This window comes from Streptomyces sp. NPDC101160, from assembly GCF_044768205.1.
Lineage (GTDB): Bacteria > Actinomycetota > Actinomycetes > Streptomycetales > Streptomycetaceae > Streptomyces.
The window spans coordinates 564,280-579,427 of the sequence record NZ_JBIWPJ010000005.1 but is presented as its reverse complement, the minus strand read 5'-3'; the positions used below and the strand labels follow the sequence as shown (position 1 = coordinate 579,427).

Genomic DNA, 15,148 nt, shown 5'->3' with positions numbered 1-15,148 from the left:
CACTCGCCCTCGGGAGGATGAGGCGCATGCGCATGACGAGCGTGTTCGACCTCGCCCCCGCCGTGCCCGTCGTCCCGGTCGTCGTCATCGAGGACGCCGCCGACGCCGTACCGCTGGCCCGCGCCCTCGTTGCCGGCGGTCTGCCGTTGATCGAGGTGACCCTGCGCACCCCCGCCGCGCTCGACGCGATCCGGGCGATCGCGGACGGCGTCCCCGAGGCGGTCGTCGGCGCGGGCACGGTCGTCTCGGCGGCGGGCGTCGCGGACGCGGTCGGCGCGGGGGCGCGCTTCCTCGTCAGCCCTGGCTGGACGGACGGCCTCCTCGACGCGATGCGGGAGCCCGGCGTGCCGTTCCTGCCGGGCGTGTCGACGGCCTCCGAGGTCGTGGCGCTGCTCGAACGCGGGGTCACGGACATGAAGTTCTTCCCGGCGGAGGCGGCGGGCGGCGTCCCGTACCTCACGTCCCTCGCCGGCCCCCTCCCCCGCGCCCGTTTCTGCCCGACCGGCGGCGTCTCGCCCGCCAACGCGTCCCGCTACCTGGCGCTGCCGAACGTCTCCTGCGTCGGCGGTACGTGGATGCTGCCGGCGGACGCGCTCGCGGGCCGGGACTGGGCCCGGGTGGAGGCACTGGCCCGGCAGGTCGCCGCACTGCTCGGCTGAGAGTCAGCCGAACGCCACCGCGGCGTGGTCGAGCACGGGACGGTAACCGAGCCGCTGGTAGAGCGCGTTGCTCGTCGGGTTCGCCAGGTCGGTGAAGAGCAGCACCTGTTCGGCGCCCGCGTCGAGCGCCGCCCGGCTGACGACGCTGGTCACGGCGCCGCCGTAGCCGCGGCCCCGGTGGGCGGGCGGCGTGTAGACGGTCGAGACGCGCGCCTGGCCGGCGACGACCGGTGACATGCTCGCCATCGCGAGCGGCTCGCCGTCCTCCGCGACCCAGAAGCTCAGCCGCCCGCCGCCGATCCGCCCCTCGACGTTGGCCCGGTAATCCGCGTCCGGGTCCTCACCGATGTCCCGCGCGTACTCCCGCATCCATGCCAGCGCCCGCGGCACGTCCGCCGGCCCCGCCGTGCGTGCGGCGCCCTTCGGCGCGGGCTCCGGCGGCGTCAGCTCGCCCAGCCGGAACAGCCTCATCCGCCGCGTGACCGCCCACGCCCGCCCGGTGGCCCGCGCGAACACCTCGACGGCCTCCGACTCCCCTCGTACGGCGGTCACTTCACCCACCCCCGGCAGCTCCACCGCGAGCGCCCGCGCCGCCTCCTCCCCCGCCCCCGCCACCAACGGCACCCCGGCCGGCGCCACCAACACCGCCCCGCCGACCTCCCCACCGCCGGCCTCCACCCACCAGCCGCACGGCCCGACAAGCTGCTCGGGCATCTCCAGCATCGTGAGCATCGCGGTGTGGCGGGCGGGGTCGGCGGCGAGGTAGGGGCGGACGGTGTCGCGGAAGGCGTGGTGGTCGGTGGTGAAGTGCCAGCTCATGGAGCGATGTTGGTACGGGGCCGGGGCGGCGGTCCAGCGGTTTGGACGCGCGGGCGTCCCACGTGACCAGCCCGCCCCCCGGCTACCTCAAGTGCGACGTGTCGTTCAGCAGCCGCACCGACGCGTTCCCGTCGCCGTAGTACGCCACCGCCGAAATCGACGCCGCCGACAGCTCCATCCTGAACAGCGACTCCGGCGGCGCGCCGAGCGCCAGCCGGATCAACGTCTTGATCGGGGTGACGTGCGTGACCAGGAGCACCGTGCGGCCCGCATAGGCGGCCGTCAGGCGGTCGCGGGTCGTGGCGACGCGGCGGGCGACCGTCGCGAAGGACTCGCCGCCGCCGGTGGGGGCGGCCTTCGGGGAGGCGAGCCAGGCGTCGAGGTCGTCCTTGTAGCGCTCGCGGACCTCGGCGAAGGTGAGGCCCTCCCAGGCGCCGAAGTCGGTCTCGCGGAGGCCGTTCTCGATCCGTACCTCCAGGCCGAGGCGGGTGGCGACGGCCTCGGCGGTCTGGCGGCAGCGGGTGAGCGGCGAGCTGACGATCTCCTGGATGGTGCCGCGCGCGGCGAGCGCCGCGGCCACGGCCTCGGCCTGGCGCCGTCCGGCGGCGGACAGCTCGGGGTCGGCGCCGCCGCTGCCGGAGAACCGCTTCTCGGGCGTGAGCGCCGTCTCGCCGTGCCGCAGCAGTACGAAGGTGGCAGGCGCCCCCATGTCGGGCCCGGCCCAGCCCTGCGAGACGGGCGCGGCGGTCGCCGCGGTCTCGGAAGCCGCGGTCACGCCGGGCACCTCCGCCCGAGCCGCATGACCCGCGCCCGCGTTCGATGCGTCCGTCCGAGCCGCATGGCCGACGCCTCCATCTGTGCCCGCGCCGCGGCTCGACGCCTCTGCCCGAGCCGCATGGCCGACGCCGGCGCCCGCGCCCGGCATCGCCGCACGGGCCGCGTGGCCGGTCAGGGCTGTGCGCCCTGCCTCCGCCTCGAAGTCGCCGGTGGCTGTCCCCGCTCCCGTCGACGGCTCCCTGTCCACCTCGCGCTCCGCCTCGCGGTCGGCCTCACGCTCCGCCTCAGCCGCCGCGGCCAGCGAGGCACGCGCCTCGTCCGCGGCATCCGCGGCGAAGAGGCCCTCGGGCTCGTCGGGGCGGGCGCCCGCGAGGGCGGCGCGGGCGCGGGCGGCGCCCGCCGTCGCGTCGCCGGCGGCGCTGCGGGCGGCGGCCAGGTCGGCGGCGAAGGCGGGACGGGGCGCGGTGGCGGACGGGCTCCACTGCTCACCGCGGCGGCCCGCGTCCATCGCCTCGTTGGCGAGCCGGTCCGCGTGCTTGTTGCGTTCGCGCGGGATCCACTCGTAGCGGACCCGCCCCGGCGGGAAGACGCGGGCGGCCTCGGCGGCCAGCGGCTTCATGTCGGGGTGCTTGATCTTCCAGCGGCCGGACATCTGCTCGACGACCAGCTTGGAGTCCATGCGGACGTGCACCAGGGCGTCCGGGAACATCTCCCGGGCCGCCTTCAGCCCGGCCACCAGACCCTTGTACTCGGCCACGTTGTTCGTCGCGACGCCGATGTACTCGGCGCGCTCCGCGAGCGTCTCGCCCGTCGCCGGGTCCAGGACCACCGCGCCGTAGCCGGCGGGGCCCGGGTTGCCCCGGGAGCCTCCGTCGGCCTCGACGATCAGCTCGCTCGGCGCGTTCATCAGAGGCCGGACTCCGAGGTGCGGACCAGGATCCGGCGGCAGTTCTCACAGCGCACGACGGCGTCGGCCGCGGCGGCGCGCACCTCGTTGAGCTCGGTGATGTTGAGCTCGATGTGGCAGCCCTCGCACTTGCGCTGGTACAGCCGGGCCGCGCCGACGCCGCCCTGCTGCTCGCGCAGCTTCTCGTACAGCTTCATCAGGTCGGCCGGTACGGAGCCGGCCACCAGCTCGCGCTCCTTGGCGACCGACGCGGACTCGGCGTCCAGCTCGGCCTGGGCGGTGTCGCGGCGGGCGGTCGCGTCGTCGACCTTCGTCTGGACGGCGGAGGTCCGCTCGGTCAGCTCGGCGACCCGCTCCTGGGCGGACTCGCGGCGCTCCATGACCTCCAGGACGATCTCCTCGAGGTCTCCCTGGCGCTTGGCGAGCGAGGTGATCTCGCGCTGGAGGTTCTCCAGGTCCTTCGGGGAGGAGACGGCGCCGGAGTCGAGCCGCTGCTGGTCGCGGGCGGCGCGCTGGCGCACCTGGTCGACGTCCTGCTCGGCCTTGGTCTGCTCGCGGGCGCAGTCGCTCTCCTCGGTCTGCGCGGCGACGAGCAGGTCGCGCAGCTGCGTGAGGTCCTTGTTCAGCGACTCGATCTCGGCGTGCTCGGGCAGCGACCTGCGCTTGTGCGCGATCTGCTGGAGGCGCACGTCCAGGGCCTGGACGTCGAGGAGTCGGATCTGGTCGGCGGGCGCGGCATTCAGTTGGGGGCTCCAGAAGAGGTGTGGTGGGAGGACCAGGGGTCGGTGACCGTCTTCGAGACGTGGACGCGGAGGTCCCAGCCGTGGCGGTCGGAGATCGAGTCGAGCTGCGCGGCGGCCTGCTCGCACCAGGGCCATTCGGTGGCCCAGTGGGCGGCGTCGACGAGCCCGAGGGGCGCGCCGTGCCGGGTCGCGTGCTGCGTCGCCTCGGAGACGGGGTGGTGGCGCAGGTCGGCGGTGAGGAACGCGTCCACGCCCGCGGCCCGCACCGCGCCGAAGAGGCTGTCGCCGGAGCCGCCGCTGACGGCGACCCGGTGCAGGACCATGTCCGGGTCGCCGGCGACCCGGATGCCCTGCGCGGTGGCCGGAAGGCGCTTGGCGGCGCGGGCGGCGAACTCGGCGAGGGTCTCGGGCCGGTCGAGCTCGCAGATCCGGCCGAGGTTGTTCTCGGGGACCAGCGGGCCGGTGACCCGCAGGTCGAGCGCGCCGGCGAGGGCGTCGGAGACCCCGGGGTCGGCGGTGTCGGCGTTGGTGTGCGCCACGTGCAGGGCGATGTCGTGCTTGATCAGGCTGTGCACGACGCGGCCCTTGAAGTGCGAGGCGGCGACGGTCGTCGTACCGCGCAGATAGAGCGGGTGGTGGGTGACCAGGAGGTCGGCGCCGAGGCCGATCGCCTCGTCGGCGATCTCCTGGACGGGGTCGACGGCGAACAGGACGCGGCGGATCTCCGCGTCGGGGTCGCCGCAGACGGTGCCGACGGCGTCCCACTGCTCGGCCAGCTCTGGGGGCCAGAGGGCGTCGAGCTCGGCGATGACTTCAGACAGACGGGGCACGGAGGAAAGGCTACCTGTCCTCCGTCCCCCGCCGTTCTGGCCTGTGGACAACCCCGGCCCGTACGCGAACGGCGAGGAGAGGAGGATCGCGGACCGGATCGGGGACGAGAAGGCGGGTCAACGGTCGCACGGCCAGACGGACGCACGGCCGGAGGTGCGACCGGACGCGGCCGAAAAGTGCGACCGGACGGACGAAGACCGCATGGCGGCCCCGCGGGAACCGAATGCCCCGCCCCCTCCAGGAACCGGACGGCCGCACCACCCGTCCGGGCATAACGGCAGCTGAGGGCCCTCCACCGCATCCCCGGCCCGGGCCCCACCCCCAGCCCCGGCCCCACTAAGGTGTGCCTTACCTCACCCACCTCTGGCCACTCCAGCACACCCCGTCCCCTCCGCTCAGCGGAATCCTCGGACCGCCACCCTTTGGTGTGAAGTGGGGTGGCTCGTGTTGTTCGGCTGGAAGTGCGAAAACTAGCTTCGTTGCCGGAGGTGACGAGTCGATGACAGCCTGTGCCATCGAGACGACCACGGGGGACGCGGCCGGCGACGCCATGTGGCCGCCGATGCCCGCCCACCGCCCGAGCGGGTTCACGATCACCGCGAACGGCGCCTACGCGGCGCGGCTCGCCGGGTCCGGGGACGCCCTGTACGCGGAACGGTGGACGCTGGACGGCCCCGAGCCGTACGCCGTGCCGCTTCCGCTCGCCCAGCCGGAGGAGCCCGGCGCGCTGCTGCTGCCGCTCGCGGACGGCCGGGTGCTCGTCGGCCGCCGGGTGGACGGGCTCCGCCACACGTTCTCGCTGCTCTACCCCACCGGCCCGGACACCGGCGAGCTGGTCCTCGGCGCGGTCGAGGCGCCCGCTCCGGGCGCCCTGACGCTGCTGCCGCCGTCGCCCGACGGCATCTGCGCGTACGCGATGTGCGTCGGCCAGGACACCACCACGCTGTGGCTGGTGGCGGGCGGGGCGTTCGGGCCCGAGCAGGTCGCCGAGATCAAGGGCCGCTGTACGGGTGGGGTGTGGCTGGACCGTACGGGACGGCTGCTCGCGCTCGACCGGCAGCTCGGCGACGGCCCGGTGAAGGCCGTCGCGATCGACCTGGAGCGGGGCGGCGAGGTCACGCCGCTGCTCCAGATCACGGAGCAGAGCAACGACCGGCTGCTGCTCGCCGACCCCGACAGCGGCCTGCTCCTGATCCGCTCCGACGCGCCGTCGCCGGGGCACGAGCGGCTCGGCTGGGGCGTCCTGGGCAGCCTGCTGCCGGTGCGCTTCCCGGACTGTCTGCGGCTGGACGACGCGGCGGTGACGCCGTTCGCCGTACAGCCGGGGCAGGTGCTGATGCCGGAGAGCTGCGGGGTCGCGCTGCGGATCGACGCGGCGGGAGGCAGCTGGGTCGGCATGTGGCGGCCGTCCGCGCGCCGGATGAGCCAACTGGCCGCCCCCGTCGGCTGGCTGGCCGGATCCGGCCTGTGGACGGCCGACGGGGTGCTGCGGCTGCCGTACGCGACGGCCGACACGCCCTGCGGCCTCGCCGCCCTGGAGGAACCCGCGGAGCCGGCGGAACCCGCTGAGGCCGCCGCCGTTGAACCGGCGGAGGCCGGTGCGGAAGCGAAGGTGTGCCGTCCGATTCCGCTGGGCCAGGCGCCGCTGGCGGACCGCAAACCCGGCGCCTAGGACTGTCAGTCCCGGTGGCTAGACTCACGGACGCCGCACAGCAACAAGCGACAACCACGGGGTGAGTTCCACCATGAACAACATGAACGCGCAGGAGCCGAACGGCTCGGGCAAGCACCGCGGCCCGGCCGCGCCGGCCGAGGACTCCTCGTCCTCCCCGCACGGCCGCCACCGGCGCGAGCCCGAAGCGCAGTGACGAACGAACGGCCCCCGGAAGATCCCGGGGGCCGTTCGCGTGTCCGCCGCGCGGCGGTCAGCCCTTCTTGAGGCCAAGGACCTCCGCCGCCGCGAAGGTCTCCCCCGCCGGGCGCTCCGCGTAGTGCGGGGTGAGCAGCGCGTCCAGCTCCTCGTACGAGAAGACGTCCTTGGCCGTGTCGAACTTGGCGGCCACCCTGGGCCGGTCCACGATCGCCACCATCCCGCCGTGGACGACGAGCAGCTGCCCGTTCACGCCGGCCGCCGCCGGGGAGGCGAGATAGCCGACGAGCGGCGCCACGTGCTCCGGCGACAGCGGGTCGAGCTCGTCCTCGGCCGTCGGCTCGGCGAAGCCGGCGAACACGTCCTCGGTCATCCGGGTGCGGGCCCGGGGGCAGATCGCGTTGGCGGTGACCCCGTACTTGGCGAGCGCCAGCGCCGTCGACGTCGTCAGGCCGACGATGCCGCCCTTGGCCGCCGCGTAGTTGGGCTGACCGGCCGAGCCCGCCAGGAACGCCTCCGAGGAGGTGTTGACGATCCGGCCGTAGACCCCGCTCTCGCCCGCCTTGGCGCGGGCGCGCCAGTGCACGGCGGCGAAGTGGGTGGTGTTGAAGTGGCCCTTGAGGTGGACCCGGATGACCGAGTCCCATTCGTCCTCGCTCATCGAGAAGACCATCCGGTCGCGCAGGATGCCCGCGTTGTTGACCAGGACGTCCAGCTTTCCGAACTCGCTCACGGCCAGGTCCACCAGGCCCCGGGCGGTCTCGAAGTCGGCGACGTCGCCGAGGTGCGCCACGGCCCGGCCGCCCGCCGCCCGGATCTCCTCGGCGACCTCCTCGGCGGGTGCGGCGGAGGCCGCGCCGGAGCCGTCGCGCCCGGGCTGCCCGTAGTCGTTGACGACGACGGCGGCGCCGAGCCGGGCCAGTTCGAGGGCCTCGGCCCGGCCGAGGCCGCGGCCGGCGCCGGTGACGATCGCGCTCAGCCCGTCAAGAGGCAGTGACATGGGTCGTTTCCCCTCAGTTCGCGGTCAGATCTCGATGCAGGTACGCAGCGCCACACCCGTCCGCATCTGCTCCAGCGCCTCGTTGATCCCCGCCAGCGGCACCCGGTGCGTGATCAGCGACTCCAGGTCGATGCGGCCGGCCCGCCAGAGCGCGATGGCCCGTTCGTACGAGCGGAGCACGTCCCCGCCCCCGTACATCGACGGCAGGATCCGCTTCTCGTCGAAGAACAGCTCGAACATGTTGAGCTGGAGGAAGTCGTCGAGGGCGCCCGCGCCGACGACGCACAGGGTGCCGCCGCGCCGGGTGGTCTCGTAGGCCGTCCGCGCGGTGGCGGACCTGCCGACGACCTCGAAGACGTAGTCGAAGCCCTCGCCGCCGGTGACGCGCTGCTTGGCGTCACCGAGCGCGTCGGGGGCGACGGCCTCGGTCGCGCCGAAGCGGAGGGCGGCCTCCCGCCGCGACTCGACGGGGTCGACGGCGACGATCTGCGCCGCGCCCTGGAGCTTCGCGCCCTGGATGGCGGAGATGCCGACGCCGCCGCAGCCGATGACGACGACCGACGAACCGGCCTCCACCTTGGCCGTGTTGATGGCCGCGCCGAGCCCGGTCGTCACCCCGCAGCCGATGAGCGCGGCGATGTCGAAGGGCACGTCGTCGGGGATCGGGACGGCGCAGCCGGCGTCGACGACGACCTCCTCGGCGAAGGTGCCGGTGCCGGCGAAGCCGAAGACGTCACCGCCGGGGCGCTTGAAGTTGGGGGTGCCGGCGTTGAGGAAGCCGGCCAAGCAGAGCTGGGTCTGGCCGCGTTTGCAGGCGGGACAGCTGCCGCAGGCGGGCAGCCAGCACAGCAGCACCCGCTGCCCGGCGCTCAGACCCGTGACCCCGTCGCCGACGTCCAGGATCTCGCCGGCGCCCTCGTGCCCCGGGATGAAGGGCGCGGGCTGCGGCAGGACGCCGGTCATCGCGGAGACGTCGGAGTGGCACAGGCCGGTGGCCCGGACCCGGATCCGCACCTTGCCGGGGCCGAAGCCCACGGCCTCGACGTCGTCGAGGACTTCGAGCTTGTCCTGGCCTATCTCGTGCAGTACGGCTGCGCGCATGGTGCGGCTCCCCTCGGGGCTGGTCTCAGGAGTGGTCCACGACGGTGTCGGCGAGTACGGGGGCGTCGTCCCGTTCCACGGCGGTGACGGCGACCTGGACGGTGTGCTCGTCCTGACGCCACATCCGGATGCGCAGGGTCTCGCCCGGGAAGACGATCCCGGCGAAGCGGGTGCGGTAGGCGCGGACGCGGGTGACGTCGCCGCCGAGGAGGGTGTCGACGACCGCCTTGAGGGTCATGCCGTACGAGCAGAGGCCGTGCAGGATCGGCCGGTCGAAGCCCGCGAGCTTGGCGAACTCGGGGTCGGCGTGCAGCGGGTTCCAGTCGCCGGAGAGCCGGTAGAGCAGGGCCTGGTCCTCGCGGATGGGCTGCTCGGCGGTGGCGTCGGGCTCGCGGGCGGGGAGTTCGAGGCGCTCGGAGGGCCCGCGGTCGCCGCCCCAGCCGCCTTCTCCGCGTACGAAGATCTGGGCGTCGCTGGTCCACAGCGGCCCGTCCGCGTCGGCGGCCTCGGAGCGGAGCACGAGGACGGCGGCCTTGCCCTTGTCGTACACGGCGGCGACGCGCGAGGTGGAGACGGCCCGGCCGGCCACGGGCAGCGGGCGGTGCAGGGTGATCGACTGGCCGCCGTGCAGCACGGCGGCGAGGTCGATGTCGATGCCGGGGGCGGCGAGCCCGCCGACGACACCCATGCCGGCGCCCGCGACGGTGGCGAAGCTGGGCAGGACGTGGAGCCGGGATTCGAGGGTGTAGCGCAGCTCGTCGGGGTCGGTCGCGGGGACGCCCGCGCCCAGGCCGAGGTGGTAGAGCTGGACGTCCTTGTGGTCCCAGGCGATCTCCGCGCTGCGGGGCTCGGCGGCGACGGCCTTGGCGGCGTCAATGGGCATCGCGTTGCTGCTCCTTGCTGCTGCGTGTTGCAGGTGGAGACCTCGGCGCGGCCGTCCGCACCGTCGACCGCGCCGAGGCCGTGCGGGGCACGAACCGGAACGCACTAGAACGCGTTCTAGAACGGCGATCCCCATGTATAGCGGAGGGGTGCGGCGATGGGAACCCTCCTGACACCATGTCAGATACCGCCGGTACGGGACGGGTCCGGCGCGGGACCCAGGACATTTGTCACGGCCGGGTCCGTACGTCTGAGCCTGCCGGGACCCTGCCCGCGCTCCGTAGTTTCGTGGTCATGACGAACGAGACAACGGGATACGGCGCGGGGAACGAGACCGCGGTCGTCTTCTCCTCCGTGACCAGGGCCTTCGGCGCCGTCCGCGCCGTGGACGGCATGGACCTCACCATCCGCCGCGGCGAGACGGTCGCCCTGCTCGGCCGCAACGGCGCCGGCAAGTCCACCACCATCAACCTCCTCCTCGGCCTCGACGAGCCCGACAGCGGCCGGGTGCACCTCTTCGGCGCCGCGCCCGTGCGCGCCGTCGAGGCCGGCCGGATCGGCGCGATGCTCCAGGACACCCGCCCGGTGCCCCGGGTCACCGTGCGCGAGCTGGTCGAGTTCGTGGCCCGTACGTACCCGAAGCCGCTGCCGGTCGCCGAGGCCCTGGAGCTGGCCGGCCTCACCGACCTGGCCGGCCGCCGGGTCGACCGGCTCTCCGGCGGCCAGGCCCAGCGCGTCCGCTTCGCCGTGGCGCTGGCCGGCAACCCCGAGCTGATCGTCCTGGACGAGCCGACCTCCGCGCTCGACGTCGAGGCCCGCGAGGCCTTCTGGCACTCGATGCGGGCCTACGCCCGGCGCGGCAACACCGTCCTCTTCTCCACCCACTACCTGGAGGAGGCCGACGCCAGCGCCGACCGGATCGTGGTCGTCGACTCCGGCCGCGTCCTCGCCGACGGCACCGCCGAGCAGCTGAAGCGGGCCGCGGGCGGCACGACCGTCTCGTTCGACCTGGCCGGCCGCCCCACCGAGGGCCTGGCCACACTCCCCGGCGTCACCTCCGTCGAGATCCGCGGCGACCGCGCCCAGCTGCGCAGCGACGACTCGGACGCGACGGTCCTCGCCCTGGCCGCGATGGACGCGGTACGGGGCCTGGAGGTCGCCCCGGTCTCGCTCAACGACGCCTTCCTGGCCCTGACCCGCCCCACCGCCGCCGCCCGCACGTCCGAGACCCTGGAGATGTCCCGATGATCACCGCGTACGTCCGTCTCGAGGTCCGCCGCAGCCTGCGCGACCCCGGTTTCCTGATCTCGTCGCTCGGCGTGCCGGTGATGATGTACCTCCTCTTCACCAACCTCGGCGGCCAGAACGGCTCCGCCTACAAGGCGTACGCGATGGTCGGCATGGCGGCGTACGGCGCGCTGGGCGCCGCCCTGTCGCTCGGCAGCGGCGTCGCCGAGGACAAGTCGATCGGCTGGCTGCGCCAGCTGCGGATCACGCCGATGACCCCGCGCCAGGTCGTCACGGGCCGCGCCCTGACCGGCACGGTCGTGGTCGTGCCCGCCATCGTCGCCGTGCTGCTCGCGGGCGGACTCGTGAACGACGTACGGCTCGACGCCTGGCAGTGGGCCGCGGTCGCCGTCGCGCTGTGGGCCGGCTCGCTGCCCTTCACGCTCCTCGGCCTCGGCAACGGCTACCGCCTCTCCGCGCAGACCACCGGTGTCGTCAACATCGCCTGCAACCTGGGCCTTTCGGTGGTCGGCGGCCTGTGGTTCCCGATCTCCCTCTTCCCGCACTGGCTGGCCACGATCTCCTCGTACACCCCGACCAACCGCTTCTCGGAGCTGGGCCGCGCGGTGACGGAGGGCACGATGCCGGGCGCGGCGACGGTGGCGGTCCTGGCGGCCTGGGCGGTGCTGTTCGGCGCGTACGCGGCGGTCTCGTACCGTCGTTCCGCACGGACGGCGTGACGGCCGGCGTGACGGCTGGTGTGACGAGGGGACACGAGGACGATGAGGGACTTCCGGCGACGCAGGGCGGAGAGCAGGCGGGACGGCCGGCCGACGGGGCTGAGCCTGATGCCGTGGCTGCTGATGGGGCTGGGCGCCATGTCCAACCTCCTCCAGGGCAAGGTCCCCCATCCGTGGATCGGCTGGCTGGGCATCCTCGCCTTCAACACGCTCTACATCACGGTCGTGATCCGGGCCTTCGTCGAGAGCGCCCGCGAGACGCTGCTCACCTGGCTCCTCCTCGCGGGCCTGGTCACGCTGACCTTCACGCTCGCCATCGCCTACGGCGAGGAGTGGCTGCTGTTCTTCCCCCTGATGGGCCTCGCGGTCGGCGCGGTCGCCCGAGGCGGCCGCCGACTGCCGTTGATCGCCTTCGCGCTGGTGGCGGCGGTCTCCGTGGTCACCTTCTGGAAGGACGGCTGGGACTCGTTCGGGATCGTGTACGGCACGTTCATCTCGACCATGGTCACGGCGGCGATCCTCGCGCTGAGCGAGACGGTGCAGGAGCTGCGCGCGACCCGCGAGGAGCTGGCCCGCACGGCCGTCGAGAAGGAACGGCTCCGCTTCTCCCGTGACCTCCACGACCTCCTCGGACACACCCTCTCGGTGATCGTCGTGAAGTCGGAGGCGGCCCGCCGGCTCGCCCCGCGCGACCTGGACGCGGCGCTCGCGCAGCTGGCGGACATCGAGTCGGTCGGCCGGCAGGCACTGACCGAGATCCGGGAGGCGGTCACCGGCTACCGCGAGGGCAGTCTGACGACAGAGCTCGACCGGGCCCGCGACGCGCTCTCCTCGGCCGGCATCGAGCCCGTCGTACGCCAGTCGGGCCCTCCCCTGGAGCCGCCGACGGAGGCGCTCCTGAGCTGGGTGGTCCGCGAGTCGGCGACCAACGCCGTACGCCACAGTGGCGCGACCCGCTGCGAGATCGAGGTGGGCGGCGGACCGGAACGGGTCCGCCTGACGGTGACGGACAACGGGCGGGGCACGGGCTCGGGCACGCCGGGCAGCGGCCTGAAGGGCCTGCGCGAGCGGGTCGCGGCGGCGGGCGGCACGCTGGAGTCGGGACCGGGTCCGCGGGGCGGCTTCCGGGTGACGGCGGAACTGCCGGTGGAGGCTGCCGAACCTGCCGGTGCGGCCTAGCCGATGCTCTGCTGGGAGTCATTCCCGCTGACGGTGGCCTGCTGATCTCCGGACTCGGGGCCGTGATCGAGCCCGAGGAGGCCGACGAGTCCGGCTCCCGGGGCTTCGTCAGCGGCGAGGGCGTGCGGTGCGGCGGCGAGGCCGAGGGCGGCAGCGGCGAGGAGGGCGGCGGCGAGGCCGCGCTGGGTGGTGTTCATGCCGTGCCAACGAGCGGGGCGGGGCGGGGGATGCGATCCGGACAGTCTGCGGGAGTGCGCCCCGCCACACCCGGAGCACGCGACCGCAAGATCATTTCCGGGACGCGGCCATACGGGCGGAGGATTTCACTCCGGAGCGCCCGCGGACCCCCCGAACAGCAAGATCAACTTCGTTCAAGTTTGCACATTTCGCGGGAAGTTGTCCGCTTCACACCCAACCGAATTGCGGCGATTTCCGCCGGACCGGCACCCCTAGTACGGATGGAAACCGCCGGGGGCATATGACCAACCCTCGGCCGCACAGACCATGAGGGGGTTTCCATGTCTTCGAGCATCACCCGCCGTACGGCGTTGGGCGTCGCCGCGGGCGCGGCCGCCGGCGCGGCCGCGGGCCTCGCCCTGGCGAGCCCGGCGCAGGCCGCGACCGCTCCGGCTCCCACTCCCGTTCCCGCTCCGGGCTCGTTCGACGAGGTCTACCAGGGCCGCCGCATCAAGGGCGGCCCGTCGAACGGGGGCGGCGAAGGCGGCCACCACGGGGGACACGAGGGGCATCACGGCGGCGGTTACAGCGTCACGATCGACGGCGAGGAACTGCACGTCATGCAGAACGTCGACGGCACCTGGATCAGCGTGATCACCCATTACGAGCCGGTCGCCTCGCCCAGGGCCGCGGCCCGCGCGGCCGTACGCGAACTCCAGGGCGCCGCGCTCGTACCCGTCACCCTCCCCCACGCCTGACCCGCAGCAGGAGCCGCACCACCATGACCGTACGCAAGAACCAGGCCGCGCTCACCGCCGACGAGAAGCGCCGCTTCGTCAACGCCCTCCTCGAACTGAAGCGGAACGGCCGCTACGACACCTTCGTGACGACGCACAACGCCTTCATCATAGGCGACACGGACAACGGCGACCGGGTCGGGCACCGTTCGCCGTCGTTCCTGCCCTGGCACCGGCGCTTCCTCATACAGTTCGAGCAGGCGCTGCAGTCCGTGGACCCGACCGTCACGCTCCCCTACTGGGACTGGACGGCCGACCGCACCACCGCCGCCTCGCTCTGGGCCCCCGACTTCCTCGGCGGCACCGGCCGCGCCCGCGACGGCCAGGTCACCGACGGCCCGTTCGCCCGCTCCGGCAACCGCTGGACGATCAACGTCCGCGTCGACGGCCGTGACTACCTCCGCCGCGACCTGGGCGCCGGCGGCCGCCAGCTGCCGACGCGCGCCGAGGTCGACTCGGTCCTGGCGATGGAGACGTACGACTCGGCCCCCTGGAACAGCGCCTCCGATGGCTTCCGCAACCACCTCGAAGGCTGGCGCGGCGTGAACCTCCACAACCGCGTCCACGTCTGGGTCGGCGGCCAGATGGCCACCGGCGTCTCCCCGAACGACCCGGTCTTCTGGCTCCACCACGCCTTCATCGACAAGCTCTGGGCCACCTGGCAGGCCCGCCACCCCGCCTCGCCCTACCTCCCGGCGGCCGGCACCCCGAACGTCGTCGACCTCCACGACACGATGCGCCCCTGGAACGACGTGACCCCGGCCGACATGCTCGACCACACGGCCCACTACACCTTCGACACGGCGGCCTGACCGCCGCACCGGCTCAAGCGGACGGCGCCGACGTGACCGAGGACCACACCCCGAACCACTGCTCGGCGCCGTACTCCTCGAACCGCTCCACCTCGCGGAACCCCAGCTTCGCCGCGAGCCGCATCGCGCGCTGGTTGGCGGTCTGGGTGCCGAGCACCACCGGCTCGCCCGGATGTGTCCCGGCGAACCAACCGAGCGCCGCCGCGCACGCCTCGGCACCGTACCCCCGCCCCCACGCCTGCGGCAGGAACATGTACCCGAGCTCGGCCTCCCCGCCCTCCGCCCGGACCCGCCCCGGCCGCTCCGCGTCGCGCCGGTCGAACGTGACCATGCCGATCATCGCCCCGTCCGCCTCGACCACGAACAGCCCGAACCGCCGTCCAGGCACCTCGGGCATCGCCCGCTCCAGCTCATCACGCGGCCGAGCGCCACCCACGTACGTCCCCACCTCCGGCGACGCGAACAGCTCGACGAACACCGCCCGGTCCCGGGCCTCGGCCCCGCGGAGCACGAGCCGCCCGGTCGCTATCGGCGCGGGCGGCCAGGGAACGGATCCACGTTCGGTCATGGCGGGCAACCTACACGGCGCGCCCCAACGGGCCGCCCGAACTAGGCTGTTCCTCGTGA

The 15,148-nt window shown here is 73.7% G+C and carries 16 protein-coding genes; 7 read left to right on the top strand and 9 right to left on the bottom strand.

The annotated features are described in order from the left end of the window. The first annotated feature begins 32 nt into the window (after positions 1-32). Positions 33-659, top strand: coding sequence for a bifunctional 4-hydroxy-2-oxoglutarate aldolase/2-dehydro-3-deoxy-phosphogluconate aldolase (eda, locus tag ACIRSU_RS18895; RefSeq protein ID WP_403793644.1), 627 nt, complete (start codon positions 33-35; stop codon positions 657-659). Positions 660-662: 3 nt separating this feature from the next. Here eda and ACIRSU_RS18890 read toward each other — a convergent pair whose 3' ends face one another. The 4 genes from ACIRSU_RS18890 to ACIRSU_RS18875 all read right to left on the bottom strand — a co-directional run bounded on the left by ACIRSU_RS18890 (position 663) and on the right by ACIRSU_RS18875 (position 4,735). Then, the gene (locus ACIRSU_RS18890; RefSeq protein WP_403793436.1) at positions 663-1,478 is read right to left on the bottom strand and encodes a GNAT family N-acetyltransferase; all 816 of its coding nucleotides are present in this window, start codon (positions 1,476-1,478) and stop codon (positions 663-665) included. Positions 1,479-1,560: 82 nt separating this feature from the next. Next, a complete protein-coding gene (locus ACIRSU_RS18885) occupies positions 1,561-3,162 on the bottom strand; it encodes a bifunctional RNase H/acid phosphatase (protein ID WP_403793434.1) in 1,602 nt (533 codons plus the stop codon). Beyond that, positions 3,162-3,905 carry a zinc ribbon domain-containing protein gene (locus tag ACIRSU_RS18880; RefSeq protein ID WP_403793643.1) on the bottom strand — a complete coding sequence of 248 codons (744 nt, stop codon included), beginning with the start codon at positions 3,903-3,905 and terminating at the stop codon, positions 3,162-3,164. The genes ACIRSU_RS18885 and ACIRSU_RS18880 overlap by 1 nt, the downstream gene beginning before the upstream one ends. After that, positions 3,902-4,735: a Nif3-like dinuclear metal center hexameric protein gene (locus tag ACIRSU_RS18875; RefSeq protein ID WP_403793433.1), complete on the bottom strand. Its 834-nt coding sequence runs from the start codon at positions 4,733-4,735 to the stop codon at positions 3,902-3,904. The genes ACIRSU_RS18880 and ACIRSU_RS18875 overlap by 4 nt, the downstream gene beginning before the upstream one ends. 500 nt (positions 4,736-5,235) lie before the next feature. Here ACIRSU_RS18875 and ACIRSU_RS18870 point away from each other — a divergent pair, with 500 nt between their 5' ends. After that, positions 5,236-6,408: a hypothetical protein gene (locus ACIRSU_RS18870; RefSeq protein WP_403793432.1), complete on the top strand. Its 1,173-nt coding sequence runs from the start codon at positions 5,236-5,238 to the stop codon at positions 6,406-6,408. A gap of 253 nt (positions 6,409-6,661) precedes the next feature. On the opposite strand, the gene ACIRSU_RS18865 is transcribed toward ACIRSU_RS18870, so the two are convergent. From ACIRSU_RS18865 to ACIRSU_RS18855, 3 genes are read right to left on the bottom strand one after another with little or no spacing between them, the layout of a single operon-like run. Beyond that, positions 6,662-7,606, bottom strand: coding sequence for a 3-oxoacyl-ACP reductase (locus ACIRSU_RS18865; protein WP_403793431.1), 945 nt, complete (start codon positions 7,604-7,606; stop codon positions 6,662-6,664). A 24-nt stretch (positions 7,607-7,630) separates the two neighbouring features. Beyond that, positions 7,631-8,707, bottom strand: coding sequence for a Zn-dependent alcohol dehydrogenase (locus tag ACIRSU_RS18860; RefSeq protein WP_403793429.1), 1,077 nt, complete (start codon positions 8,705-8,707; stop codon positions 7,631-7,633). 25 nt (positions 8,708-8,732) lie between these two features. Then, positions 8,733-9,590 carry a MaoC/PaaZ C-terminal domain-containing protein gene (locus ACIRSU_RS18855; protein WP_403793427.1) on the bottom strand — a complete coding sequence of 286 codons (858 nt, stop codon included), beginning with the start codon at positions 9,588-9,590 and terminating at the stop codon, positions 8,733-8,735. 293 nt (positions 9,591-9,883) lie between these two features. Between ACIRSU_RS18855 and ACIRSU_RS18850 the strand changes: the two genes are divergently transcribed. The 3 genes from ACIRSU_RS18850 to ACIRSU_RS18840 are packed head-to-tail and all read left to right on the top strand — an operon-like array spanning position 9,884 to position 12,735. Beyond that, positions 9,884-10,837 (top strand): ABC transporter ATP-binding protein, encoded by a 954-nt coding sequence (locus tag ACIRSU_RS18850; RefSeq protein ID WP_403793425.1) that lies wholly within the window; start codon positions 9,884-9,886, stop codon positions 10,835-10,837. Continuing rightward, positions 10,834-11,556, top strand: a complete 723-nt coding sequence (locus ACIRSU_RS18845) for an ABC transporter permease (protein WP_403793423.1) — start codon at positions 10,834-10,836, stop codon at positions 11,554-11,556. Before ACIRSU_RS18850 ends, ACIRSU_RS18845 begins: the two co-directional genes overlap by 4 nt. 42 nt (positions 11,557-11,598) lie before the next feature. Beyond that, positions 11,599-12,735 carry a sensor histidine kinase gene (locus tag ACIRSU_RS18840; protein WP_403793422.1) on the top strand — a complete coding sequence of 379 codons (1,137 nt, stop codon included), beginning with the start codon at positions 11,599-11,601 and terminating at the stop codon, positions 12,733-12,735. Here ACIRSU_RS18840 and ACIRSU_RS18835 read toward each other — a convergent pair. Then, a complete protein-coding gene (locus ACIRSU_RS18835; protein ID WP_403793420.1) occupies positions 12,732-12,932 on the bottom strand; it encodes a hypothetical protein in 201 nt (66 codons plus the stop codon). The two genes, ACIRSU_RS18840 and ACIRSU_RS18835, sit on opposite strands and share 4 nt — an antisense overlap. A gap of 321 nt (positions 12,933-13,253) precedes the next feature. On the opposite strand from ACIRSU_RS18835, the gene ACIRSU_RS18830 reads away from it, so the two are divergent. Both ACIRSU_RS18830 and ACIRSU_RS18825 read left to right on the top strand, forming a co-directional pair. Then, positions 13,254-13,670, top strand: coding sequence for a tyrosinase family oxidase copper chaperone (locus ACIRSU_RS18830; protein ID WP_403793418.1), 417 nt, complete (start codon positions 13,254-13,256; stop codon positions 13,668-13,670). Positions 13,671-13,693: 23 nt separating this feature from the next. After that, on the top strand, positions 13,694-14,521 hold the full coding sequence (locus tag ACIRSU_RS18825; protein WP_403793416.1) for a tyrosinase family protein: 828 nt from the start codon (positions 13,694-13,696) through the stop codon (positions 14,519-14,521). A gap of 13 nt (positions 14,522-14,534) precedes the next feature. Here the strand turns inward: ACIRSU_RS18825 and ACIRSU_RS18820 are convergent, their stop codons facing one another. Beyond that, positions 14,535-15,089, bottom strand: coding sequence for a GNAT family N-acetyltransferase (locus tag ACIRSU_RS18820; RefSeq protein WP_403793414.1), 555 nt, complete (start codon positions 15,087-15,089; stop codon positions 14,535-14,537). Positions 15,090-15,148: the final 59 nt, after the last annotated feature.